The sequence below is a fragment of the Mycobacterium heidelbergense genome, from assembly GCF_010730745.1.
Lineage (GTDB): Bacteria > Actinomycetota > Actinomycetes > Mycobacteriales > Mycobacteriaceae > Mycobacterium > Mycobacterium heidelbergense.
Genome location: NZ_AP022615.1, coordinates 393,746 through 416,429 on the forward strand (window position 1 = coordinate 393,746; position 22,684 = coordinate 416,429).

Genomic DNA, 22,684 nt, shown 5'->3' on the forward strand with positions numbered 1-22,684 from the left:
GGCCAGGGTGCCCGGGATCGGCGACATGGCGAGGCTCCGAGGCGCCGAATGGCCACCGATGCGACCAGTTATCCCCAGTCGCGGATCTATCAACAGGGATGCTTACGTGATGCGGTCCGCCCTGGTGTAGATGTTCATCGAGTCCTCCCGCAGGAAGGCCACCAGCGTTATCCCGGATTCCTCGGCCTGGCGGGCCGCGCCGTCCCGAAACCAGGGGTGGCGAAATTCGCGAGTCGATACTCTCGGATAGAAGGGGCGTGAGCGGCCGGCGCCGCCGCTGGCCATACGGCGCGGGCGACACCGCGGGAACGGGGCACAACGTGGCAGACGAATCGAATGCGGACCCGGGCGGCGGGAAGGCCGACCCGGCGACCGTCTTCGCCGCCCTCGCCGAGATCATCTATCGGGGCTCCGACGCCAGGGAGATGTACGCGGCCATCTGCGTCGCGGCGACCCTGAGCATCCGCGGCTGCGATCACGCCAGCCTGCTGGTGCGTGAAGGCGACCGGTACGTCACCGTCGGCGCGAGCGATCGGATCGCGCAGGCGGTCGACGAACTCGAGCGGCGGGCCGGCGACGGCCCGTGCATCGACGCGATCGAGGAAGAGACTCCGCAGATCGACACGGACCTGACGTCGCCGTCCCTGTGGCCCAGGCTGGCGTCCGTCCTGGTCGAGGAGACGCCGGTGCGCGGGGCCATGGGCTTTCGGCTCCTGGTCGACAAACGCAAGGGGGCCGCTCTCAACCTCTTCAGCGACAGCCCCAACCTGTTCGACGCCGAGTCCGCCGGGCGGGCGGCGGTGCTGGCCGCGTTCGCCAGCGTGGCCATCAACGCCGTCGCCAAGGGGGAAGACGCCAGCACCCTGCGCCAGGGGCTGCTCAGCAACCGCGAGATCGGCAAGGCCGTCGGCATGTTGATGCTGCTGCACGAGTTGACCGAGGATCAGGCGTTCGATCTGCTGCGCCGGCACTCCCAGGACGTCAACGTCAAGCTGGCCGAGGTGGCGCGGGCGGTCATCGAGAATCGCGGTCAGCTGCCATCCAACGACGAGAACCAGCCCCTGACGAGCCGGTGACCGGCGCTATTCCGGCAGCCGCAGCTCGGGCTTCTCGACCTCTTCGATGTTGACGTCCTTGAAGGTGACCACCCGCACCTGCTTGACGAACCGCGCCGGACGGTACATGTCCCACACCCAGGCGTCGGACAGCCGCAGCTCGAAGTACACCTCGCCGTCGGCGTTGCGTGGCATCATCTCCACGCTGTTGGCCAGGTAGAAGCGCCGCTCGGTTTCCACGACGTAGCTGAACTGGCCGACGATGTCCTTGTATTCGCGGTACAGCGAGAGCTCCATCTCGGTTTCGTACTTTTCGAGATCTTCTGCACTCATCTGCTCAGACGTCCTTCTCCCTGACTGCTACTGGCCATCTTTCCTCACCGGTATCCGTCGCGCTCAGCCGGAGGGTCGGGTTTACACTCGGCCACCACCCGCGCGCCCGACCCGGTCGCCACCCGCCGGACGTTGATGAACGAATAGCGGTGCTGGGAGCACGGGCCCAGCCGGGTCAGCGCCCTCGAATGCGCCGGGGTGCTGTAGCCCTTGTGGTCGGCGAAGCCGTAGCCGGGATGGTCGGCGTCCATCGCGACCATCAGCCGGTCGCGGCTGACCTTCGCCAGCACGCTGGCCGCGGCGATGCAGGCGGCCACGGCGTCTCCCCCGACCACCGGCAGCGACGGCATCGGCAGGCCGGGCACGCGGAAGCCGTCGCTCAGCACGTAGCCCGGGCGCACGGCCAGGCCGGCCACCGCGCGGCGCATGCCCTCGATGTTGGCCACGTGCACCCCGCGCCGGTCGACCTCGTGCGACGGGATGAACACCACGTGATAGGCCACCGCGTAGCGACGGATCAGCGGGAACAGCTTCTCCCGGGCCTTTTCCGTGAGCTTTTTCGAATCGTCAAGCTCCGCAAGGCTTTCCAGCCGGTTCGGACTCAGCACGCAGGCCGCCACCACCAGCGGGCCCGCGCAGGCGCCGCGGCCCACCTCGTCCACCCCGGCCACCGGCCCCAGGCCACTGCGGTGCAGCGCGGATTCCAGGGTGCGCAATCCGGACGACTTGCGGATCACCGTCCGCGGCGGCCAGGCGGTCGCCATGGCTACTGGCTCTGCTGGGGGTTCACCGATCCCACGCCGCCCCACCGCGACGGCGGCCACACGATGAACCTCGCCTTGCCGATGACGTTGGACACCGGCACGGTCCCCGACGTCGGGTCGCCCGTGCACAGGATGCCCTTGAGCGCGTCGGGCGGGGTGCTGGTGCAGTGGGCCCGCGAGTCCGCGGAATGCGTGCGGTTGTCGCCCATCACCCACAGCCGCCCGGGCGGGACGGCGACCGGCCCGAACTCGCTGCCCAGGCACGGGTACTTCGACGGGTCGGCCATCATGGTGCCCGCGTTCAGGTACGGCTCCTTGAGCGCCCTGCCGTTGACCGTCAACCCGGTATCCGCCCGGCACTGCACCGTCTGTCCGCCGACCGCGATCACCCGCTTGACCAGGTCGTTCTCGTCGGGCGGCACGAAACCGACGAAGGACAGCGTGTTCTGCACCCAGCGCAGCGCGGTGTTGTTCGAGCGGATCGACTTGTATCCGGCGTTCCACGACGGCGGCCCCTTGAAGACGACCACATCGCCGGGCCGCGGCGAGCCGAAGCGGTAGGTGAGCTTGTCCACCATGATCCGGTCGCCGACGCAGCCCGGGCACCCGTGCAGCGTCGGCTCCATGGATTCCGACGGGATCAGGTAGGGGCGCGCGACGAACGTCAGCATCACGTAGTAGAGGACCACCGCGATCACCGCCAGGATCGCGAATTCCCGCAGCGCGGACTTCTTCTTGGGCTCCGGCTCGACCGCTTCGGGGGGCGCGTCGGGGTCGCGGGTGGAGACCTTCGGCTCCGATTCACCGGCGTCGGGCCGGGGCTCGGGTGACTCCGGGGTATCGGTCACGAGATCAGGGTAGCCAGCACAGTTCGCGGCCCCGCCGACCGGGAACGCCGGTCAGCGCTTCTCCTTGATCTTGGCCTTCTTGCCGCGGAGTTCACGCAGGTAGTACAGCTTGGCGCGGCGGACATCGCCACGGGTCACCACCTCGATATGGTCGATGTTCGGCGAATGCACCGGGAAGGTCCGCTCGACGCCAACCCCGTAGCTCTCCTTGCGCACGGTGAACGTCTCGCGGATGCCCCCGCCCTGTCGGCGGATCACCGCACCCTTGAACACCTGGATGCGCTCCTTGGCGCCCTCGATGACCTTGACGTGCACGTTGATGGTGTCGCCCGGGCTGAAGGCCGGGATGTCGTCGCGCAGCGACGCCTGGTCGACGAAGTCCAGCCTGTTCATCTGAGAAGACACTTCCTTGCGGTCGCGGCTTGCGACGGCTGCCCACACGCGGGCGTGGGGCGGTCATCGAGCCGATGGGTTTTCTGGCTTCCGTGGGCGTCTCGCAGCAGGCGAGAACAAGCCCGGCCCGCTGACAGCTTCGAGACAACTGACCAATTGTGCCAGACGGCCCGTGCGCTTTGAAAATCACGTGTAAACGTCGCGGTTCGTCCCGGCCGACGGCGCTGGTGAATGGTACATATGACTCGGGTCGAAACAGGTGCACGTCGGAGCGTCGGAGGTGATCGAGCATGCGCGTCCGCCCGCTCAGCGTGCTCGCCGCGATGGCGGCGGTGACGCTGGTGTTGGCCGGGTGCGACGAGGCGCTGCTCGAGACGCAGGCCCGGGGATCCGGCAAGCCGGTGCGCAGCGCGCCCGCCCGCCTGTTGCCGGCGCAACAGGAGACCATCCAACTGCTGCTCGACACCATCAAGGTCTCCGGGATGTCCGGCGCAGGGATCGGCGGCCTGCAGGCACGCATCCAGCAGGCGGTCGACGAAGCCGCCGCCGGCGGGGCCACCCTCTCGGTGGCCGTCCTCGACCGCAAGACGCGCGAGTTGGTCTCCAGCGGCAACACCCAGATCGTCGGCACCGCATCGGTGGCCAAGCTCTTCATCGCCGACGACCTGCTCCTGCAGGAATCCGAGGGCAAGACCACCCTGTCCCCCGACGACCGCCAGGCCCTGGACGTCATGTTGCAGTCATCCGACGACGGCGCCGCCGAGAGGTTCTGGAGTCAGGGCGGCGGCGACACCATCATCACCCAGGTCGCGGCCCGGTACGGGCTGTCCTCCACCACCCCGCCCAGCGACGGCCGCTGGTGGAACACGACGAGCTCGCTGACCGACCTGGTCCACTACTACGACATGCTGCTCGCCGGGTCGGGCGGGCTGCCCGCGGAGCGGGCCACGATCATCGTCAACGACCTGGCCCAGTCCACCCCGACCGGGGTCGACGGCTATCCGCAGCGGTTCGGCATTCCCGAGGGCCTGTTCGCCGAGCCGGTGGCCGTGAAGCAGGGCTGGATGTGCTGCATCGGCAGCGACTGGATGCACCTGTCGACCGGCGTGATCGGCGCCGACCACCGCTACGTCATGGTGGTCCAGTCGCTTCAGCCCTCCGACGACGCCACCGCGCGCCAGACGATCACCCAGGCCGTCAAGACGATATTCCCCAGCGGCCGAATCTGACGGGGCGCGAGTTCCCCGCGCCAGTTCCCCGCGAGCAGCTATCTGGGGGGCTGAGGCCCCGCCGTGGGGGATGAAAATTTGGTGGTGTCGTTCGGCGTGGCTAGGTGGTTGCTTGGCGTGCTGGCGGGGTTGACGCTGGAGGGGTGTTTCGGTGGATCCCGTTGCGTCTGTGTTGTCGTGAGCACGCCGAGCAGCTTGGGACGAAGGGTACCCCGTGGTTGTGCGGGGGCCGTGGTTTGTTGCCTGTGAGCACGCGAGTGAGACTCCTGTTTGTTTTCACTCTTCCCGGAACACGCTGATTAACAACAGGTTCTAGATGATGAGGTGATTGATCATGGAGGTGGTCCATCGGCGGTGTGCAGGCCTTGATGTTTCCAAGAAGGACGCCAAGGTCTGTGTCCGGGTTCAGGGTCAGGGTCGGCGCGCCACCACGACGACGGTGAGCACGTGGGTTCGACCACCAGCCAGATCCTGGCGTTGCGCGAGCATCTGCTGGCTGAGCAGGTCAGCTGTGTGGTGATCGAATCGACGTCGGATTATTGGAAGCCGTTTTACTACCTGCTTGAAGATGCGCTGCCGGTGATCTTGGCCAACGCTAAGGCGGTGCGTAATGTGCCTGGCCGCAAGACCGATGTCTCGGATGCGATGTGGCTGGCTGACCTGGGCGCACACGGGCTGGTACGCGCCTCGTTCGTGCCGCCGCAGCCGATTCGGGAGTTACGCGATCTGACGCGGGCGCGCACCATGATCACCCGGGCGCGTACCAAGGAGATTCAGCGGCTAGAGAAACTGCTCGAAGACGCCGGGATCAAACTGTCGGCGGTGGCCTCTGACATCGTCGGGGTCTCCGGGCGGGCGATGCTCGAGGCGCTGATCGCCGGGCAGCGCGATCCGGCGGTGCTGGCTGATCTGGCCAAACAACGGCTGCGGGAGAAGATCCCCGCGCTCACCGAGGAGCTGCGCGGGCGGTTTAACGACCATCACGCGTTCATGACGCGGTTGTATCTGGATCGCATCGACGCCCACGACGCCGACGTCGCCCGCCTAGATGAACGCATCGAGGAGGCGATCCAACCCTTTCAAGCCATCCGGGAGTTACTCATGAGCATCCCGGGCTTTTCGACGATCGTGGCCGATGTGTTCATCGCCGAGACCGGCGCGGACATGAGCGTGTTTCCCACTGCGGCGCACCTGGCGTCGTGGGCTGGGGTGGTGCCCGGTTGCAACGAATCAGCGGGCCGGGTCAAATCAGCGGCCACCCGAGCGGGCAACCGCTACCTCAAAGCCGCCCTCGGGGTCGCGGCCCTCTCGGCGGCCCGCAGCAAAGACACCTACTACAACGCCCGCTACCGACGCATCGCCGGCAGCCGCCCACCCCAGCCAAAACGCAGGAACAGAACCAAAGCCCAGCACAGCTCACCAGCGGGCATGATCGCCCTGGTCGCCCTGGAACACAAGATGCTCACCGACGCCTACAACATGCTGATCAACGGCGCTTTCTACCGCGACCCCGGCCCCGGCTACTACACCCGCCACCACCCCAGCAAGACCAAGGCCAACGCCATCAAGCAGCTCGAAGCCCTGGGATACAACGTCATCCTCGAACCACTCACCGAAGTCGCCTAACACCAGGGGCCAGCGACTCACCCGCTTCGGGTCACCACATTTTCGAGTGAGACGCAGAATCGCACGAATCCGCGTAGCGGCGTGCGATTCTGCGTCTGCTCGGCGTCAGTCCGTCAGGTCGGGGCGGCGTTCCCGGGTGCGCCGCAGCGACACCTCCCGGCGCCAGGCGGCGATCCGCGCGTGATCACCGGACAGCAGGACGTCGGGGACGTCGAGCCCACGCCAGCTCGGCGGCCGCGTATAGCTGGGCCCCTCCAGCAGCCGGTCCAGGCCCGGCGAGTGCGAATCATGTTGATGCGACGCGGGATTGCCGAGAACCCCGTCGAGCAGCCGCAGCACCGCTTCGATCATCACCAGCGCGGCCGACTCCCCGCCCGGCAACACGTAGTCGCCGATCGAGACCTCCTCGATCCGCATCCGCCGCGCGGCGTCCTCGACGACCCGCTGGTCGATGCCCTCGTAGCGCCCGCACGCGAACACCAGGTGCGTCTCGGCGGTCCAGCGCTGCGCGGTCGCCTGGGTGAACGGCGCGCCGGCCGGGGTGGGAACGACCAAAAGCGTCTCGCCGGAACAGATCTCATCCAGCGCCTCACCCCATACGGGCGCCTTCATCACCATCCCGGGGCCGCCGCCGTAGGGTGCGTCGTCCACCGAGTGGTGCACGTCGTGGGTCCACCGGCGCAGGTCGTGCACGCGCAGATCGACCAGGCCCGACGCAATCGCCTTGCCCGGCAACGATTGCCGCAGCGGGTCGAGGTAGGCCGGGAAGATCGTGACGACGTCGATTCTCATGCCAGGTCCAGCAGGCCGTCGGGCGGATCGATCTCGATCAGGCCCTCGTCCAGCGACACCGACGTCACGATCGCGCCGACGAAAGGCACCAGCACCTCACTCGAATCACGCCGCACCGCCAACAGCTCACCGGCCGCGGTGTGCAGCACCTCGGCGACGACGCCGATGTCGCACCCCGTCGTCGTCCGGACGCGAAGGCCCTCGAGCTGGTGGTCGTAGTAGGTGTCCGGCTCGTCGATCGGCGGCAGGTCGTCGGAGTCCACGACGAACAGGCTGCCCCGCAGGGCGTCGGCGCTCTCGCGGTCGTTGACCCCGGCCAGTCGCAGCAGCAGCCGCCCACCGTGCTCGCGCGCCTGGTCGACGACGAAGCTGCGTTCCTCACCGCTACGAGAGTTCTTGGCGCGCAACGTGTTACCCGGGGCGAACCGGGCGGCGGGATCGTCGGTGCGGATCTCCACGACCACCTCGCCGCCGATGCCGTGGGCTTTGACGACGCGCCCGACCGTCAACTCCAAGGGAGTTCCCGCTACTGGTCGGTGTCCACCACGTCGACGCGGATGCCCCGGCCACCGATCCCGGCGACCAGCGTGCGCAGCGCGGTCGCAGTGCGTCCGCCCCGACCGATCACCTTGCCCAGGTCGTCGGGGTGGACATGCACCTCCACGGTGCGCCCGCGCCGATTGGTCACCATGTCGACCCGGACATCGTCGGGGTTGTCGACGATCCCGCGGACCAGATGCTCGACGGCGTCAACGACGACGGTGCTCATCGGAGTCAGCCTTCGGTCGTCTGTTCGGGCTGCTCGCCGCCCCCGACCGTCGCGGCCTCACCGGCCGCCTCATCGGCGGCTTCGGCCCCGGCTTCGGCGCTGGCTTCGGCCGCTTTGGCGGCCTTCTTCGCCGGTGCCTTCTTCTTCGGCTTGGCGGCCTCGGTGGTGGGCGCGCCGTCGGCGGCGGCCAGCGCGGCGTTGAACAGCTCCAGCTTGGACGGCTTGGCCGGGGCGACCTTCAGGCTGCCCTCGGCGCCGGGCAGACCCTTGAACTTCTGCCAGTCGCCGGTGATCTTCAGCAGCTTGAGGACGGGCTCGGTGGGCTGAGCCCCCACCGAGAGCCAGTACTGGGCGCGCTCGGAGTTGATCTCGATGAGGCTCGGCTCCTCCTTGGGGTGATAGCGGCCGATGACCTCGATCGAGCGGCCGTCGCGCCGGGTGCGGGCGTCGGCGACGGCGATGCGGTACTGAGGATTGCGGATTTTGCCAAGCCGGGTGAGCTTGATCTTGACAGCCATGGTTAAGCGACTTCTCCTGTGTGTGTCACGCTGCAATTCGGCGGCCAGGGCGGGATGCCCGGACCCGGTTTTGCCTCGCGTGCGCGTCCGCCGCGCGCGGCGGACAGCCGCCCATTGTGCCAGAACGAGGGTCGTGACAAGAAATGCGCCCGGCCGGCGCTCACATCACTTTCTGGAAGACTTTCGATTCGACCCGGCGGGTCATTCGCCAGCCCTCGGGGGTGCGCACGAACTCGTCGTCGTACCACAGGCCGCAAAACAGCACCTGGTCCTTATCGCCGGGCAGCACCATGGGGTTGAAGCAGATCACCCGCGACGACGCGGTGTCCCCGTCGATGCGGACCGAGAAGTTGCCGAGCATGTGGGCATACACCGGGAAGTTCGGCAGCACCTCCGAGAGCCACCGCTTGACGTCCGGGTACCGCCCCTCGATGCCGCCCAGGGCCGTGTAGTCGATGTACGCGTCGTCGGTGAACACCCTGTCCAGATCGTCGAACCGGCGCTGGTCGATGGCGGTGGAATAGTCCACCAGCAGCTGCTGGATCTCTAGGCGGTCGGAAATCTCGGCCAGGCTCAACATGCCTCGATTCAACACCGCCCCTACCGCCCCTCGCCGCGAGCGTGCGCAGAATGCCGCTTACGCGCGGCGTGTCGTGTGCAAACACGCACGCTCGCGGCGGGGGTGGTGGCCGGCGGGGGTGGTGGCGGGCGCGGTTAAACTTTGCGCCCATGCGGAAGCTCATGGCCGCGGTTGCCGCGCTGCTCACGGTCGGTGCCACCACCGCCACGTCGCGGGCCGACAGCGCGCAGCCGGTCGGCTCGGTGCCGATCCCCGACGGCCCGGCGCAGACCTGGATCGTGGCCGACCTCGACAGCGGCCAGGTGCTGGCCGCCCGCGACCAGAACGTGCCGCACCCGCCCGCGAGCACCATCAAGGTGCTGCTCGCGCTGGTCGCCCTGGACCAGCTGAGCCTGGACTCCACCGTCGTCGCCGACGCCGCGGACACGCAGGTCGAGTGCAACTGCGTCGGCATCAAACCGGGCCGCAGCTATACCGCGCGCCAGCTGCTGGACGGCCTGCTGCTGGTCTCGGGCAACGACGCCGCCAACACGCTGGCGCACATGATGGGCGGGCCCGACGCGACGGTGGCCAAGATGAACGCCAAGGCCGCGTCGCTGGGGGCGACCGACACGCACGCGGCGACGCCGTCGGGCCTGGACGGGCCCGGCGGCTCCGGGGCGTCGACGGCGCACGACCTGGCCGTCATCTTCCGCGCCGCGATGGCCAACCCGATGTTCGCGCACATCACCGCCGAGCCGTCGGCGATGTTCCCCGGTGACAACGGCGATCACCCGATCGACAACCAGGACGAGCTGCTGCAGCGCTATCCCGGCGCCATCGGCGGCAAGACCGGCTTCACCAATGCGGCCCGCAAGACCTTCGTCGGCGCCGCCGCGCGCGGTGGCCGCCGGCTGGTGATCGCCATGATGTACGGGCTGGTGAAGGCCGGCGGACCGACGTATTGGGACCAGGCGGGCAACCTGTTCGACTGGGGTTTCGCGCTCAACCCGGAGTCCGGCATCGGCTCGCTGTAGCGGCCCGTCATGGGGCCGCGTTCGGCAGCGCCGCGGTCAGCAGCGCCGTCAGCACCGGGATCCGTTGTTGCGCGACGTGTGGTTGCGGCAGAACGCCTTCCACCACAGCGGCCCCGTCGAACACGTTCGTCAGCAGCGCCACGACGACCGGAAACGTTTCCTCCGGGAAGTTTTCGGCGCCGGGCAGCGCGCGGGCGGCGTCGTGGATCTTCGCGGAGTACTGCCCAAGCTCGTGTTGCAAAGTGTCCCTGAGCTTTTCGTCGGTCCGGGCGGCGATCAACAGTTCGTAGAGCACGGCGTTGGTGGGGCCGCCGGTGATGTCGCGGAGTATCGCCAGCGCCGCCTCCAGCGCCGGCCGGTCGGCCGGTATTTCGGCGACCCGCTTGGTGAACGACTCCAGCTGACGGCGCAACACCTCGGACGCCGTGGCCGCCATGAAGTCGCCCATGGTGTCGAAGTGGCGGAACAGGGCGCCGACGGACACACCCGCGCGCTTGGTGATCACGGCGGCCGACGCGCGGGCGTAGCCGACCTCAACGATGGTGTCGATGCAGGCGTCGAGGAGCCGCCCGACGGTCTCCTCGCGGCGCTGCCGCTGGGTCCTGGCCATGTCAGGCTCCGACCTTCAGGGCGCTCGCGTGCCGCTCGCCCGCGCGCAGGTAGCGGCCCGACTTCACGGTCGTGCCGTAACCCTCACGGAATTGGCCCCTTTCGAAGACGACGGCGCCGCCCACGCCGGTCGCGATCACGGCGTCGTCGTTGCGGTTGACCATGCGGCGCAGGCCGCCGTAGAAGGGCACCGCCTCCTCGTGGTAGCCGTCGACCGAGTCGTCGAGGCCGGCCGGGTCGATCACGACGAAGTCCGCCCGGTCGCCCTCGCGCAGGGTGCCGGCGTCGATGCCGAACCACTCCGCCAGCTCACCGGTCAGGCGATGCACCGCCCGCTGCGTGGACAGGAACGGCGCGCCGGCCCGGTGGGCGTCGCGGGTGCGCTTGAGCAGCCTCAGCGGGAAGTTGTAGAAGGCCATGTTGCGCAGGTGCGCGCCGGCGTCCGAGAAGCCCATGTGGACGCTGGGTTCGGCGGCGAGCTTGTTGAGCTGCCTGGGCCGGTGGTTGGCGACGGTGGTGGTCCACCGCACGTTGCGCTCACCGTTTTCGACGAGCACGTCGAGGAACGCGTCGAGCGGATGCAGCCCGCGCTCGACAGCGATCGCGCCAAAGCTCTTGCCGATCAACGACGTATCGGGACATTCGACGATCACCGCGTCGTGGAAATCGCGGTGCCACAGCGACGGCCCGAGCTTGATGCGGTCGAATTCGCGCCGGAACCTCCGGCGGTAATCCTTGTCGGCCAACAGCTCGTTGCGTTCGAGTTGGTCGCGCAGGTGCAGGGCCGCCGTCCCGGCGCCGAACTCCTCGAAGACGGGCAGGTCGACGCCGTCGGAGTACAGCTCGAACGGGACCGGCAGGTGCTGGAACCGCACGCTGGCCCCCAGGAGCTTGTTCAGCACGCGGGTGCCAAGCCCGAACGTGTGCACGGCCAGCGGCATCGACTTGGCGTCCGCGGACACCAGCATGCTCATCCGAACTCCCTTGCCGCGCCCGAAGATCCGGCTGCCGGTCAGGAAGAACATCAGCGCCGACACCGGGTTTTCGACGTCGGGGGCGCTCTGCAGCAGCCGGCCGCGCTCGCGCAACACCTTGATCAGCCTGCGTCGCTCCCTCCACGTCGCGAAGGTCGACGGCAGCGCGCGCGACCGGAACCGGTCGCCGTCGAGCTTGTCGATGGCGGCGTCCATCCCCGACATGCCGAGCATCCCGGCGTCCAGCGCCGCCTCGAGCAGCGCCGCCATCTTCTCCAGCTCCGCGTCGGTGGGCCGGACCGACACGTCGGTGGCGCGATCGAGCCCCAGCACCGCGGTCCGCAGGTCCGAATGACCAAGCAGCGAACCGACATTCGGCCCGAGCGGCAGGGCGTCGAGCGCCGCGATGTACTCCGCGGCCGTCGACCAGGTTTTGGCGGAATCCAAAGCGCCGTAGACGTATTCGCGCGGCACCGCCTCGACCCGGCTGAACAGGTCGGCGGCGTCCTCGGCCTCCGCGTAGACCGTCGAGAGCGAACAGTTACCCAGCAGCACCGTGGTGACACCGTGGCGCACCGACTCCGACAGCCCGGGATTCAGCAGCACCTCCGCGTCATAGTGGGTGTGCACGTCGATGAACCCGGGCACGATCCACTTGCCGGCGGCGTCGATCACCTCGGGGCAACCGGTCTCGTCCAAGGGCCCCTCGGCCACCGTGGCGACCACGCCGTCGCGAATGCCGAGCGTCCGGGTCCGCGGCGCGCTACCGGTGCCGTCGAACCACAATCCCTCGCGAATGATCACGTCGTAGGCCACGGTTTCCTCCAGGTCGTCGGGTCGCCACGAACCGTAACATAGATAGCAAGCACTCGCAATCTTTTATCGACGGAACATGGCCGGGTCGGGAACCGTCACGTCCGGCGGCACCTCGCCCCCGCGCGTGGCCACCGCGGGCGCGCGCAGCACGGCGCCCCGCTGGCCGCACTCGTCGCTTTGCACCGTGACCGTCATTTCGCCCGCCAACCCGCCCTGTGGCCGGGGACGCAACGACAGCACCTGCGTCGTGGCGTGCGTCGCCGTCACCCCGTTCGACCCGACGCAGGGAAACATCGACCTCTCCGCCCGGGACAGCCAGCGACCGTCGCGGAAGTCCAGGACGACGGGCTCGCCGCCGGGCGACTTCGCCTGGCTGTGGTCGTCGTCGTCCAGCGGCACGCCGACGGCCGTGCACGCGCCCGGCGCGCAGGACGAGCGAAAGGCCCACCACGTGCTCGCGTCGGGCGGTTGGGGGTCGGGCGTGTAGTCGAACGTCTGCTTTGTGCGCTGGACCTCGAGGCGGTACGTGCCGTCGAATGGGACGGGCGCGGCGACCGGGGCGACGGGCGCGGCCGGAGCGCTGGCGGAAGGGTTGGCGGTAGGGCTGGCGGCAGGGCTGGTCGCTGGGGCGACGGTCGTGCCCATCTTGCGCCCGACGACGAAGCCCGCGGCGAGCAGCCCCACGGCGAGCGCCACCGCCGCGGCGGCCCTCGCGACCTTGCGTCGGCGCCCGACCGGGGCGCCCACCGCCGGCTCCCGCCCGTGTGCGGGTTCCGCGGAATGGTCGCCCGGGCGGCGAGCCCGGGTCGCGCGGTGCCGGACCGCGGATTGGACATTGGCGACCGCCGTGCCGCCGTCGGGCCGGGCATAGGCGGGATACTCGGCCACCAGAACGGCTTCGGGGCTGCGGTCGCGGGCGAAGACGCCGGCCTGCCGGTTCGCCGCTTCGGCGAACTCGCGGCAGGTCCCGAACCGGTCGGCGTGTCTTTTCGCGAGTGCCCGGGAGAACACGCCATCGAGACGCGCCAGTTCCGGCCGCTGGTCGCTGAGCCTGGGCGGCGCGGCGTTGAGCGCGTGGTTGACCGCGGTGACCGGATCGGAATACGCCACCGGCGGTGCGCCGGTCAGCAGGTGAAACGCGGTGGCAGCCAACGCGTACTGGTCCGCGCGCCCGTCGGGGTAGGCGCCCGTCAACCGTTCGGGGGCGGTGTAGCCGACCGTCCCGGCCGGAACGTCTCCCCCGGCTATTCCGAGGTCGGACAACAGGATTCGCGGTTCGCCGTCGCCCCGGCCCGTCAACAGGATGTTGGCGGGTTTGACATCGCGATGCTGCAGGCCGCGCTGGTGGGCATGGTCAAGGGCTCCGGCGACGGCGGTCACGATGGCCAGCACCTCGCCCGCCGGCGAGACCGCCGGGAATCGATCGGCGATGAGCCGCGCGGCGTTGATCCCCTCGACGTATTCCGTCACGACGTACAGCTGGCCGTCGAACTCGCCGCGGTCGTGCACCTCGACGAGGTGCGGGTGACGGAGGCTTACCGCGGCCGGGGTCTCCGCCCGAAACCGCTCGCGGAATTCGGCGTCCATCGACAACTCCGGCGAGAGGACCTTCAGCGCGCGCCAGCGCGACGATCGGAGGTCCTGGACAAGGTAGACCGCGCCGGTCGCTCCAGCGCCGAGCCTGCGGGCGACCGTGTATCCGGCGAACGTCGCGCCGCTGGCCAATGCCATTCACAGGATCCTAGTCTTGGGGCCGAAACGTCTTGCCGCGCAGTATGACAAGGTCGGGCCGGTTCAGCACGGCGGGGCCCAGCCGCGGATCCTGTGAATAGCACACCAGGTCCGCCGAGGCCCCGTGATCGAGGCCGGGCCTGCCCAGCCAGCGCCGCGCGTCCCAGCACGCCGCGCCCAGCGCGTCGGTCGGGCTCATCCCGACGCCCTTGAGGGCCTCGACCTCGTCGGCGATCCGCCCGTGCGCGACCATGCTGCCGGCGTCGCTGCCCGCGTACACCGGCACGCCCGCGTCCAGCGCGGCCGCGACCCGCCCGGGGCAGCGGGCGTACAGGTCGCGCATGTGGGCGGCGTAGGACGGGTAGCGCACGGCGGCCTCGGCGATGCCGGGGAAGTTCTCGACGACGTTGATCAGGGTGGGAACCAGCGCGGTGCCGTGCTCGAGCATCAGGGCGATGGTGTCGTCGGTGAGCCCGGTGCCGTGTTCGATGCAGTCGATGCCGGCGTTGATGAGGCCGGGCAGCGCGTCCTCGCCGAAGACGTGGGCGGTGACGCGGGCGCCGTGAGCGTGCGCGGTGTCGATGGCGGCCTTGAGCACGTCGTCGGACCACAGGGGCGCGAGGTCGCCGACGCCGCGGTCGATCCAGTCGCCGACGAGCTTGACCCAGCCGTCGCCGCGGCTGGCCTCCTCGGCCACCGCCGCCGGCAGCTGGGATTCGTCATCGAGTTCGACGGAGAAGCCGGCCTGGTAGCGCTTGGGTCGAGCCAGGTGCTTGCCGGCCCGGATGAGGCGGGGCAGGTCGTCGCGGTCGTCGAGGCTGCGGGTGTCGGTCGGTGCGCCGCAGTCGCGCAGCAGCAGCGCGCCGGCGTCGCGTTCGGTCTCGGCCTGGGCGACGGCCTCGTCGAGTGGGATCTCGCCGTGGTCGCCGAGCCCGACGTGGCAGTGCGCGTCGACCAGGCCGGGCAGGATCCAGCCGCCTCCAGAGGCCCCGAAGACGGTGTCGGCCCCGGCCACCGGTTCGGTGCTGAGGCGGCCGTCGACGATCCACAGCTGCAGCTCGGTCTCGTCGGGCAGCCAGAGACCCCGCACGTGCATGCGCACCCGCGCGGCTACTTTCTTCCCGGGTTGCCCGGGAACTTCAGCTTGGACAGGTCGAAGTCGGCCAGCCCGGGCGGCAGCTCGTTGAGGCCGTCGGGCATCTGCGACAGGTCGGGGAACCCGGCCGGCATGTTCGGCATGCCCGGCATTCCCGCGCCGAGCGGGCTCCTGACCTTCGGCGGCGTGGGGCCGCGCTTCTTGCCCTTCTTGCCCTTGCTGCCCTTGGCCTTTCGCGTCGCCGACCTGCGACCCATGCCCGGGATGCCCATGCCGCCGAGCATCGACGACATCATCTTGCGGGCCTCGAAGAAGCGGTCGACCAGCTGGTTGACCTCCGACACCGTCACCCCCGAGCCGTTGGCGATCCGCAACCGCCGCGAGGCGTTGATGATCTTCGGGTCGGCCCGCTCCGCGGGCGTCATGCCACGGATGATGGCCTGCAGCCGGTCGAGTTGGCTGTCGTCGACCTGGGCCAGCGCCTCCTTCATCTGGCCGGCGCCGGGCAGCATGCCCAGCAGGTTGCCGATCGGGCCCATCTTGCGGATGGCGAGCATCTGCTCCAGGAAGTCCTCCAGCGTCAGCTCGCCGGTGCCGATTTTGGCGGCGGCGGCCTCAGCCTGCTCGGCGTCGAAGACCTGCTCGGCCTGTTCGATCAGGCTCAGCACGTCGCCCATGCCCAGGATGCGGCTGGCCATCCGGTCGGGGTGGAAGACGTCGAAGTCCTCGAGCTTCTCGCCGGTGGAGGCGAAAAGGATGGGGACGCCGGTCACCTCGCGGACCGACAGCGCGGCGCCGCCGCGGGCGTCGCCGTCGAGCTTGGTCAGCACCACGCCGGTGAAGCCGACGCCCTCGCGGAACGCCTCGGCGGTGGTGACGGCGTCCTGGCCGATCATCGCGTCCAGGACGAACAGCACCTCGTCGGGGTCGATGGCGTCCCGGATGGCCGCGGCCTGCGACATCAGCTCGTCGTCGATGCCCAGCCGGCCGGCGGTGTCCACAATGACGACGTCGAAGTGCTTGGCGCGGGCCTCGGCGAGCCCTTGGGCGGCGACGGCGACCGGATCACCGGGGCCGGACTCCGGCGACTCCCCGGGATGCGGCGCGAACGCCGGCACGCCGGCGCGCTCGCCGACGACCTGCAGCTGATTGACGGCGGCCGGCCGCTGCAGGTCGCACGCCACCAGCAGCGGCGTGTGCCCCTGGCCGCGAAGCCATGTCGCCAACTTGCCGGCCAGCGATGTTTTACCGGAACCCTGCAGGCCGGCCAGCATGATCACGGTCGGCGGCGTCTTGGCGAACGCGAGCCGGCGGGTCTGCCCGCCCAGGATGCCGATGAGCTCTTCGTTGACGATCTTGACGACCTGCTGCGCCGGATTGAGGGCGCCGGAGACCTCGGCGCCCCGGGCGCGTTCCTTGATCCGGTGCACAAACGCCCGCACGACGGGAAGCGAAACATCGGCCTCCAGCAGCGCGAGCCGGATTTCGCGGGTGGTGGCCTCGATGTCGGCGTCGGTCAGTCGACCCTTGCCGCGCAGCCCCTGAAGGGCACCGGTCAACCGGTCGGACAGCGATTCAAACACGCCGCCAGCCTAATGGTGATCGGTCGGCCCGCCCTCACCGGCGCGAGCGTCACGCTAGCGTGACGCTCGTTGACGGGAGTTGCCCTGGCGTGACACTCGCCGGGGGCGAGAACGGCTTGACGGCGCGGTCGGATCTCTCCTACGCGTCTATTACGCGTCCTCGGCAAGGCATGAACGCGGCGGGATAAGTGTCAGCCGTCCCCCGGCGCGCCTGATGAGTTCCCGGCTAGCTTCCTGCGCGACGCGGCCGATTTCGCCCCCGTTCGGGATGGATCTCGCGGTCGTCGCTCTCTGCCCAGTCCGCGAGCTTCTCGTAGTGGTTCTGGTCGATGGCCGTTCGTCCTCCTGGTCGAGTCGATCGAGGAACTTCGCGCGGGCCACCACGCCAGTCCTTGAGCCAGTTCCCGTCGCCGCTATACCCCGCCCACCCGATTCACCCCGTAAAATCGGGACGTGAGCAGCACGTATAGCAAGCGAGCGCTGGAGCGTGTGCGCAAGCACAGGAAAGAAATCGGCGACGTGCTCGCCAAATACGGTGCCAGCAACCCGCGGCTGTTCGGATCAGTAGCCCAAGGCACCGCCAGGCCAGGCAGCGACGTTGACATCCTGCTGGACCTCTCCGACGGAGGGCCAGGTAGCCGACTGTCGCGACTGTCCGGCATTCGGCTCGAACTGGAAGAGTTGCTCCAGATGCCAGTCGACGTCGCCTATGACGGCCTGCTTAAACACGGCGTATCCGCGTCGGCACGCACGCAGGTCATCGCCTTGTGACCAGATCAGTGCGAGACCGTTTGATTGACATCCAGACAGCGATTGCCAAGGTCTAGGACTTCCGCACTGACTATGCTGATCCAGTATTTTCTTCCTGAGGGTAATTTCTGGACTTAGACTGTCACCATGTCGACACGGAGCGAGGCTGGGGGCCTGACAGCGTCTGGGCGCCGTGAGCTGGCATCTTTGTTACCTCTAGGAGCGCGAACGGTCAGCGTCGAGCACGCCGCGGTAGCGCTCAACACGTCGCGGCAGCAGGTGGCGAGGCGACTCGCGGGCTGGGCGTCGCGCGGATGGTTACGCCGGGTGAAACGCGGTCTATACCTGGCAGTTCCGGTGGACGCACCTGACCCCGCCGGCTGGTCGGAAGACCCGTGGTATCTGGCCGATCTGGCCTGGGGGCCCTGCTATGTGACGGGTTGGACGGCGGCCAATCATTGGTCACTCACCGACCAAGTTTTCCGCGCCACCGTCATTGCCACGACCCAGCGTGTCCGGCAGGTCGAGCAGGCGCTGGCCGGCAACGCCTATCTCGTACACCACGTTGATGCCGAGCGCCTTACTTGGGGACTGCGTCCAGAGTGGCGTCACGAGCGGCGCGTGTTGGTCACCGACCCTGCGCGCACGGTCGCCGAGCTGCTTGATTCCCCAGCTCTTGGCGGTGGAATCAGGCATGTTGCTGAAATTCTCGATACGTATCTGAGCGATGGCGACTCGTTGGCGCTCACCAATTCCGTCGGCCGACTCTGTAATGGCGCCGCGTTCAAAAGGTTGGGCTACCTGGTCGAGCGACTAGGAATCCATGACGAGCCGCTCATCCGGCAGTGCCAAGAACACGCGACGTCGGGTGTCGTGCGACTCGAACCGGCCCTGCCAGCGTCGGGGCACCGGTCCTCGCGATGGGGACTATCAGTCAACGTTGAGGTCGACGTGTGATCACCAACCGGGAAGTGGCCAACGCCGCCAACCAATGGCGATTGCCCCCATCCACCCCTTCTTCCCGGCAAGCGGAACGCCGCTGCGACTTTCGGCGGGCGGATTCAAGCGGCGGCGTTCCGCTGGCGGGCTGGCGACGTTCAAAACGCTTCTGGGTGTGGAAGCATGATTGAGGCCAAACGCGGGTCGGCGTTGCTAACCGTTGAATAGCGCGCGACTTCTCGGGTTTGTCCGGTTTTTGCACTGGAACTGGAGAACTTCGATGGCGGCCCGGCACATCTACGTCGACGAAACAAAGCACGGCGGTTACCTGGTGGCCGCCACGATCATCGTCGGCGATGAACTCGGTCCGGCGCGGGCTGTGGTCCAGGATCTCCTCAAGCCAGGTCAACAGCACCTCCATATGAAGGACGAGGCCGACGGCCGAAAGGAGAGCATCGCTAAGGTGCTGGTGGCCGCTGGTCTGCGGACAACCGTTTACGATGCGGGGCGTCGGCACCGCACACAACTGCAGGCCCGGGCTGCGTGCCTGCGAGCACTCGTTGCAGACCTCGCTGTCAGTGATGCCGATACCTTGATCGTCCTCGACCAAGACGAAACTCTCGTCCACTTTGATCGCCAGCTGCTCTACCGAGCGGTGCGTGCCGCCGGCCGCGAGGCGACACTGCGCTACGAACACCGTCGCGCTGCGACCGAAGGTCTCCTCGGGATTCCCGACGCGTTTGCTTGGTGTTGGGCCAAAGGGGGCCGCTGGCGCAGCCACATCCGCGCGGTCATCTCGGTCAAAAGTGTCTAAACGCCCTGGACAAGCGCGAAGCCCGAGCGCCGCGGTCGTCCGGCCGGGTCTCGGGCTCACTTCCTGCGGCTACTGCCCCAGGCGAAATCAACTATACAGCAGGCCGATGTCACGGCCCCCTCCTTCCCGGCGAGCGGAGAGCCACCGCGACTTTCGGCGCGGCAGATTTTTCGCGGTGGCGTTACGCTCGCGGACTATAAAGGGCGTCGCGGAGCGGTGGCCACAAATTTTCCACGAGTCTGACCACGAAAGTTGTTGCGGATCAGTGCGAGGACCTGACTCCAACGCCACCACGTCGTTAACAAGTTCGTTTACATAGCTGTACGCTGGCTGGGTGTTACGCGTGAGTGACGAGACCCGTGAAAAGGTGTTGCGGATCGGTCGCGAGGAGTTCGGCGGCGCATCGGCTGATGAGACGATCCGCCGGCTGATCGATGAGCACTGGCAGGCCACTGCCATCGCCGCGGTCCGCCGCTACCGTGAGGACGACCCCCAAGGGTGGGCGGACTACCTCGGCGAGGCTGAGGAATGGGCGGGTGCTGAGACGCCGATTGCCGATGAGTGGATGCGGTGAGGCACCCGCCGCGCATCGAGTCGGGGCAAGTGTGGTTTGTCGACTTCGATCCCGTGCGCGGCCGCGAGCAGGGCAAGGACCGGCCCGCGCTGGTGGTTTCATCCCGTTTCCACCTGGACCTGACGATGCGGCGGCTGATTTGTGTGCTGCCGCTGACCAGCGTGGAGCGCGTCGGCTGGATACACCGGGTCCACGCCGGCTCCGGTGGCGGCTGGGTCATCACCGAGCAGATCCGCACCGTATCCGCCGAGCGGTTTCGCCGCTACGCACCAGAGATCCAGCTCTCCGCCGCCGAACTAAACGACGTGCGACACGTCGTGGCGCAAATGCTGATCATTTAAGCCGTCGTCTCGCTCGCCAGAGCGCACGCGCGACGTCGCCGCCGTAACGCCGCTGCGAATCCAAGCCGGATTTTTCGCGGTGGCGTTACGCTCGCGGACTATAAAGGGCGTCGCGGCAAAGGGGCCCAGCTTATGCTCGAGGTGATCGACAAGGGGTCCTGCACGGACACGCATCCGGTGCCGTTGCTCTTCGTGCACGGGGGCTGGCATGGCGCGTGGTGCTGGGAGCAGTTCCTGGACTTCTTCGCCGATGCGGGATACCGCGCGGTCGCGATCAGCCTGCGCGGGCACGGCACCAGCCCCACGGCCAAGCCGTTGCACAAGGTTTCCATCGCCGACTACCTCGACGACGTCCGTTCGGTCGCCGGCGACCTGGGTGGCGCCCCGGTGCTGATCGGCCATTCCCTGGGCGGCTTTGTGATCCAGCGCTACCTCGAACAGCGCAGCGCACCGGCTGCGGTGTTGGTGGGCTCCGTGCCACCGCAGGGCGTGCTCAGGTTGGCGTTGCGAGTCTGGCGCCGCCGGCCGTCGATGACCATGGAAGCGTGGGCCGACCGCACGCTGCTGAAATTCCTCGCCACCCCGGCGCTGGCCCGCGAATACCTCTTCTGCGCCGACACACCCGAGGCGATCGTCGAATCCTGCATGCAACGCACCGGAGCCGAGAGCATTCGCGCGGCCATGACCGATCCGATGGTCCGCCGCGTCAGAACCCGGCGGGTGAACACCCCGATCCTGGTCCTTGGCGCCGTGCACGACGGCTTCGTCAGCGTCGGCGATGTGCGCGCCACGGCGCGCGCCTACCGGACCAAGCCGGAATTCTTTCCCATGGGCCACAACATGATGCTCGAACCCGGATGGGCCGATGTCGCCAAACGAATCGACGCCTGGCTGGAAACGCGCAACTTGGCAAGCCACGCGTCATAGCCAGACTCGAGTCGCTGCTGCGACGAAAAGCGTTGGCATTTCAGATTTTATAGCCGTCGCGGGCAGGAAGGATCTTGCGTGCCCTTGCGCATTCCGCGCATTTATAGGAAGCCGTGTGGCCAGCGGGTCATGATAAAAACCGTTCGAGTGTCATTTGGAAGCCACCACTAATCGACTCGGCCCCCTTCTTGCGGAAGGGGGCCGAGTGCCGTTAGCGGTCACCGGCTCGCATCGGTAACCACCAACGGAGTCAGAGCAATCTGAGGAGGTTGGAAATCAACAATCCAATATTGCTTGCCAATGCCCCGCCGAAGTTGCTCAATATCAACGGAAGATTCGACACCACAGAGGGGATGCTTTGCAACAGTGACGTCAATCCAGCGCTAACGTCGTTGACGATAGGAGTCAGGGACGGCCAGCCGTTAGTGAACCCGTTCGCGAGGCCCTGGAATGCGGTTTGGAGGGCCGCGAACCCGACATTGCCCTTGGCGGTCATGATGTTCACCGCACCGGGAGCAACGATCTTTGTCGCGAGAGTTGGGGAAATAGTGTTTAATACCTGGTTGAGCAGGCCATTCGTAACCAGCAGCCCACCGGTAGGCGTCCCGTTAAGGAAGCCGTTAGCTACCGCGCCAGGAGTATTAACCAGGTTGATCAGATCGCTAGTGACCAGTGCGGCCGGACTTGGGGGTCATCGTCACAGCCTGTTATGCCGTCACAGCGGTCAGGAGAGTGTCGGTCCTTGCCGGCCGGCGAGCTGTACGTACCTAAGAAGAACCTGAGCCTGCAGGGTTTTCGGTGGACATTTGCCGATCACTTCGGAAACACGCAGCACGGCAATCCCTAAAAAGTTGCGAAAACACTGGTGAGCATGCTGCTACGCGTACGTCAGCAACATCTCTTCGATGCTGCGATAGTTCAGTTTGAAAGTACCTGCCGGTAACAAGCCCGACTCGTGCCTGCTCCTCACTCACGATAGCTGCACCCATTACTATGTGGCCGTTTGGCAAGTCATACAGCGAATAACTGAATTTGCTGTTGCTGGCTTCGCCAGCATGTAGCCGACACATCGTGATGACCTCATGCCACCAGGAGGCAATCTCACTTTTTCTCAGGATTGCCCCGACCGTCGCGACCCTCTGCCCGCCCGACCCCCATGTCACCGTCCAGGTAGACATTCCCGCGTCAAACATGCTGCGCCGGCCCACACAAAGACAAGACACCCACTACCCACGCCGGCCAGTGGGGGACGCCGAGAAGCGGCAGCCACTCACCTGGGCAACAGGGCAAGAACCCTTAATTACGCTGTCACCAAGGACGATCGCCGAATCCCAGCAGGTGATCGCCGAGAAGTATCTTCGTCAACACCGACGAAATCGCCGCACCTCGCCGGCCCGCCGACCCGGCCGCACCCGCCTACCAGACCCGCCCGATCGCGGCCCCCATCCCGATAGCGACGTTTGCTTCCCGCGCCGCGCGCCTCGGCGGGTGACCGACAACACGGCCGCACTGCCCTCGGATCGACATTCCACGATGCCCCCCAGTCGCGGGGTGCGACAGCGCCATCAAGCATTTTCGAAAGGCCAATAATTTTCGGGGCTATTTTG

At 67.6% G+C, this 22,684-nt stretch carries 23 protein-coding genes and 3 pseudogenes; 10 read left to right on the plus strand and 16 right to left on the minus strand.

Going from position 1 to position 22,684, the window contains the following annotated elements:
- Nucleotides 1-102 precede the first annotated feature (102 nt).
- Nucleotides 103-186, minus strand: a pseudogene (locus G6N25_RS01970) (formate dehydrogenase accessory sulfurtransferase FdhD); the annotation flags it as partial.
- Between the two features lie 134 nt (nucleotides 187-320).
- Here G6N25_RS01970 and G6N25_RS01975 point away from each other — a divergent pair.
- Nucleotides 321-1,076, plus strand: coding sequence for a GAF and ANTAR domain-containing protein (locus tag G6N25_RS01975; RefSeq protein WP_083077599.1), 756 nt, complete (start codon nucleotides 321-323; stop codon nucleotides 1,074-1,076).
- Nucleotides 1,077-1,082: 6 nt separating this feature from the next.
- On the opposite strand, the gene G6N25_RS01980 is transcribed toward G6N25_RS01975, so the two are convergent.
- The 4 genes and pseudogenes from G6N25_RS01980 to rplS form a co-directional block, all read right to left on the minus strand.
- Nucleotides 1,083-1,388, minus strand: a complete 306-nt coding sequence (locus G6N25_RS01980; protein ID WP_076122808.1) for a DUF2469 domain-containing protein — start codon at nucleotides 1,386-1,388, stop codon at nucleotides 1,083-1,085.
- A 4-nt stretch (nucleotides 1,389-1,392) separates the two neighbouring features.
- Nucleotides 1,393-2,152, minus strand: a pseudogene (locus G6N25_RS01985) (ribonuclease HII).
- A gap of 2 nt (nucleotides 2,153-2,154) precedes the next feature.
- Nucleotides 2,155-3,000, minus strand: a complete 846-nt coding sequence (lepB, locus tag G6N25_RS01990) for a signal peptidase I (protein ID WP_083077593.1) — start codon at nucleotides 2,998-3,000, stop codon at nucleotides 2,155-2,157.
- A 51-nt stretch (nucleotides 3,001-3,051) separates the two neighbouring features.
- Nucleotides 3,052-3,393 (minus strand): 50S ribosomal protein L19, encoded by a 342-nt coding sequence (gene rplS, locus G6N25_RS01995; protein WP_083077594.1) that lies wholly within the window; start codon nucleotides 3,391-3,393, stop codon nucleotides 3,052-3,054.
- A 290-nt stretch (nucleotides 3,394-3,683) separates the two neighbouring features.
- Here rplS and G6N25_RS02000 point away from each other — a divergent pair, with 290 nt between their 5' ends.
- Nucleotides 3,684-4,622, plus strand: coding sequence for a serine hydrolase (locus G6N25_RS02000; RefSeq protein ID WP_083077596.1), 939 nt, complete (start codon nucleotides 3,684-3,686; stop codon nucleotides 4,620-4,622).
- Between the two features lie 334 nt (nucleotides 4,623-4,956).
- A pseudogene (locus tag G6N25_RS02005) lies at nucleotides 4,957-6,248 on the plus strand (IS110 family RNA-guided transposase).
- A gap of 105 nt (nucleotides 6,249-6,353) precedes the next feature.
- Here G6N25_RS02005 and trmD read toward each other — a convergent pair.
- From trmD to G6N25_RS02030, 5 genes are all read right to left on the minus strand, one after another.
- Complete coding sequence (trmD, locus tag G6N25_RS02010) at nucleotides 6,354-7,040, minus strand: tRNA (guanosine(37)-N1)-methyltransferase TrmD (RefSeq protein ID WP_083077646.1); 687 nt, start codon at nucleotides 7,038-7,040, stop codon at nucleotides 6,354-6,356.
- On the minus strand, nucleotides 7,037-7,555 hold the full coding sequence (gene rimM / locus G6N25_RS02015; RefSeq protein ID WP_083077648.1) for a ribosome maturation factor RimM: 519 nt from the start codon (nucleotides 7,553-7,555) through the stop codon (nucleotides 7,037-7,039). Before rimM ends, trmD begins: the two co-directional genes overlap by 4 nt.
- An 11-nt stretch (nucleotides 7,556-7,566) precedes the next feature.
- Nucleotides 7,567-7,809 carry an RNA-binding protein gene (locus tag G6N25_RS02020; protein ID WP_029114920.1) on the minus strand — a complete coding sequence of 81 codons (243 nt, stop codon included), beginning with the start codon at nucleotides 7,807-7,809 and terminating at the stop codon, nucleotides 7,567-7,569.
- Nucleotides 7,810-7,814: 5 nt separating this feature from the next.
- On the minus strand, nucleotides 7,815-8,327 hold the full coding sequence (rpsP, locus tag G6N25_RS02025) for a 30S ribosomal protein S16 (RefSeq protein WP_083077650.1): 513 nt from the start codon (nucleotides 8,325-8,327) through the stop codon (nucleotides 7,815-7,817).
- 160 nt (nucleotides 8,328-8,487) lie between these two features.
- Entirely contained in the window at nucleotides 8,488-8,907 is a 420-nt protein-coding gene (locus G6N25_RS02030) for a nuclear transport factor 2 family protein (protein WP_083077651.1), read from the minus strand.
- 149 nt (nucleotides 8,908-9,056) lie between these two features.
- Between G6N25_RS02030 and G6N25_RS02035 the strand changes: the two genes are divergently transcribed.
- Entirely contained in the window at nucleotides 9,057-9,923 is an 867-nt protein-coding gene (locus G6N25_RS02035; protein ID WP_083074625.1) for a D-alanyl-D-alanine carboxypeptidase family protein, read from the plus strand.
- A 7-nt stretch (nucleotides 9,924-9,930) separates the two neighbouring features.
- On the opposite strand, the gene G6N25_RS02040 is transcribed toward G6N25_RS02035, so the two are convergent.
- The 5 genes from G6N25_RS02040 to ffh are packed head-to-tail and all read right to left on the minus strand — an operon-like array spanning nucleotide 9,931 to nucleotide 16,732.
- Nucleotides 9,931-10,533, minus strand: coding sequence for a TetR/AcrR family transcriptional regulator (locus tag G6N25_RS02040; protein WP_083074624.1), 603 nt, complete (start codon nucleotides 10,531-10,533; stop codon nucleotides 9,931-9,933).
- A gap of 1 nt (nucleotide 10,534) precedes the next feature.
- Nucleotides 10,535-12,382, minus strand: a complete 1,848-nt coding sequence (locus tag G6N25_RS02045) for an N-acyl-D-amino-acid deacylase family protein (RefSeq protein ID WP_142272688.1) — start codon at nucleotides 12,380-12,382, stop codon at nucleotides 10,535-10,537.
- 3 nt (nucleotides 12,383-12,385) lie between these two features.
- On the minus strand, nucleotides 12,386-14,053 hold the full coding sequence (locus tag G6N25_RS02050; protein ID WP_083074622.1) for a serine/threonine-protein kinase: 1,668 nt from the start codon (nucleotides 14,051-14,053) through the stop codon (nucleotides 12,386-12,388).
- 10 nt (nucleotides 14,054-14,063) lie between these two features.
- Nucleotides 14,064-15,149 (minus strand): metal-dependent hydrolase family protein, encoded by a 1,086-nt coding sequence (locus G6N25_RS02055; protein WP_142272689.1) that lies wholly within the window; start codon nucleotides 15,147-15,149, stop codon nucleotides 14,064-14,066.
- A 14-nt stretch (nucleotides 15,150-15,163) separates the two neighbouring features.
- On the minus strand, nucleotides 15,164-16,732 hold the full coding sequence (ffh, locus tag G6N25_RS02060; protein WP_083074620.1) for a signal recognition particle protein: 1,569 nt from the start codon (nucleotides 16,730-16,732) through the stop codon (nucleotides 15,164-15,166).
- Nucleotides 16,733-17,185: 453 nt separating this feature from the next.
- On the opposite strand from ffh, the gene G6N25_RS02065 reads away from it, so the two are divergent.
- From G6N25_RS02065 to G6N25_RS02090, 6 genes are all read left to right on the plus strand, one after another.
- Nucleotides 17,186-17,503, plus strand: coding sequence for a nucleotidyltransferase family protein (locus G6N25_RS02065; RefSeq protein WP_083074619.1), 318 nt, complete (start codon nucleotides 17,186-17,188; stop codon nucleotides 17,501-17,503).
- 336 nt (nucleotides 17,504-17,839) lie between these two features.
- Nucleotides 17,840-18,439: a type IV toxin-antitoxin system AbiEi family antitoxin domain-containing protein gene (locus G6N25_RS02070; RefSeq protein WP_142272687.1), complete on the plus strand. Its 600-nt coding sequence runs from the start codon at nucleotides 17,840-17,842 to the stop codon at nucleotides 18,437-18,439.
- Between the two features lie 262 nt (nucleotides 18,440-18,701).
- A complete protein-coding gene (locus G6N25_RS02075) occupies nucleotides 18,702-19,235 on the plus strand; it encodes a hypothetical protein (protein WP_083074617.1) in 534 nt (177 codons plus the stop codon).
- Between the two features lie 343 nt (nucleotides 19,236-19,578).
- Nucleotides 19,579-19,809, plus strand: coding sequence for a hypothetical protein (locus tag G6N25_RS02080; protein ID WP_083074616.1), 231 nt, complete (start codon nucleotides 19,579-19,581; stop codon nucleotides 19,807-19,809).
- The gene (locus tag G6N25_RS02085; protein ID WP_158084891.1) at nucleotides 19,806-20,150 is read left to right on the plus strand and encodes a type II toxin-antitoxin system PemK/MazF family toxin; all 345 of its coding nucleotides are present in this window, start codon (nucleotides 19,806-19,808) and stop codon (nucleotides 20,148-20,150) included. The genes G6N25_RS02080 and G6N25_RS02085 overlap by 4 nt, the downstream gene beginning before the upstream one ends.
- Nucleotides 20,151-20,282: 132 nt before the next feature.
- Entirely contained in the window at nucleotides 20,283-21,077 is a 795-nt protein-coding gene (locus tag G6N25_RS02090) for an alpha/beta hydrolase (protein ID WP_083074614.1), read from the plus strand.
- A gap of 250 nt (nucleotides 21,078-21,327) precedes the next feature.
- Here the strand turns inward: G6N25_RS02090 and G6N25_RS02095 are convergent, their stop codons facing one another.
- Entirely contained in the window at nucleotides 21,328-21,573 is a 246-nt protein-coding gene (locus G6N25_RS02095; RefSeq protein ID WP_142272686.1) for a hypothetical protein, read from the minus strand.
- Nucleotides 21,574-22,684 lie beyond the last annotated feature (1,111 nt).

What these genes read in the sequence shown, in the direction of transcription:
- trmD (WP_083077646.1), bottom strand. Translation starts at nt 7,040, where the DNA reads ATGAGAATCGACGTCGTCACGATCTTCCCGGCCTACCTCGACCCGCTG.
- G6N25_RS02020 (WP_029114920.1), bottom strand. Translation starts at nt 7,809, where the DNA reads ATGAGCACCGTCGTCGTTGACGCCGTCGAGCATCTGGTCCGCGGGATC.
- G6N25_RS02040 (WP_083074624.1), bottom strand. Translation starts at nt 10,533, where the DNA reads ATGGCCAGGACCCAGCGGCAGCGCCGCGAGGAGACCGTCGGGCGGCTC.
- G6N25_RS02090 (WP_083074614.1), top strand. Translation starts at nt 20,283, where the DNA reads ATGCTCGAGGTGATCGACAAGGGGTCCTGCACGGACACGCATCCGGTG.
- G6N25_RS02055 (WP_142272689.1), bottom strand. Translation starts at nt 15,149, where the DNA reads ATGCACGTGCGGGGTCTCTGGCTGCCCGACGAGACCGAGCTGCAGCTG.
- G6N25_RS02030 (WP_083077651.1), bottom strand. Translation starts at nt 8,907, where the DNA reads ATGTTGAGCCTGGCCGAGATTTCCGACCGCCTAGAGATCCAGCAGCTG.
- G6N25_RS02095 (WP_142272686.1), bottom strand. Translation starts at nt 21,573, where the DNA reads ATGACCGCCAAGGGCAATGTCGGGTTCGCGGCCCTCCAAACCGCATTC.
- rplS (WP_083077594.1), bottom strand. Translation starts at nt 3,393, where the DNA reads ATGAACAGGCTGGACTTCGTCGACCAGGCGTCGCTGCGCGACGACATC.
- G6N25_RS01980 (WP_076122808.1), bottom strand. Translation starts at nt 1,388, where the DNA reads ATGAGTGCAGAAGATCTCGAAAAGTACGAAACCGAGATGGAGCTCTCG.
- rpsP (WP_083077650.1), bottom strand. Translation starts at nt 8,327, where the DNA reads ATGGCTGTCAAGATCAAGCTCACCCGGCTTGGCAAAATCCGCAATCCT.
- G6N25_RS02000 (WP_083077596.1), top strand. Translation starts at nt 3,684, where the DNA reads ATGCGCGTCCGCCCGCTCAGCGTGCTCGCCGCGATGGCGGCGGTGACG.
- G6N25_RS02050 (WP_083074622.1), bottom strand. Translation starts at nt 14,053, where the DNA reads ATGGCATTGGCCAGCGGCGCGACGTTCGCCGGATACACGGTCGCCCGC.
- G6N25_RS02035 (WP_083074625.1), top strand. Translation starts at nt 9,057, where the DNA reads ATGCGGAAGCTCATGGCCGCGGTTGCCGCGCTGCTCACGGTCGGTGCC.
- G6N25_RS02075 (WP_083074617.1), top strand. Translation starts at nt 18,702, where the DNA reads ATGGCGGCCCGGCACATCTACGTCGACGAAACAAAGCACGGCGGTTAC.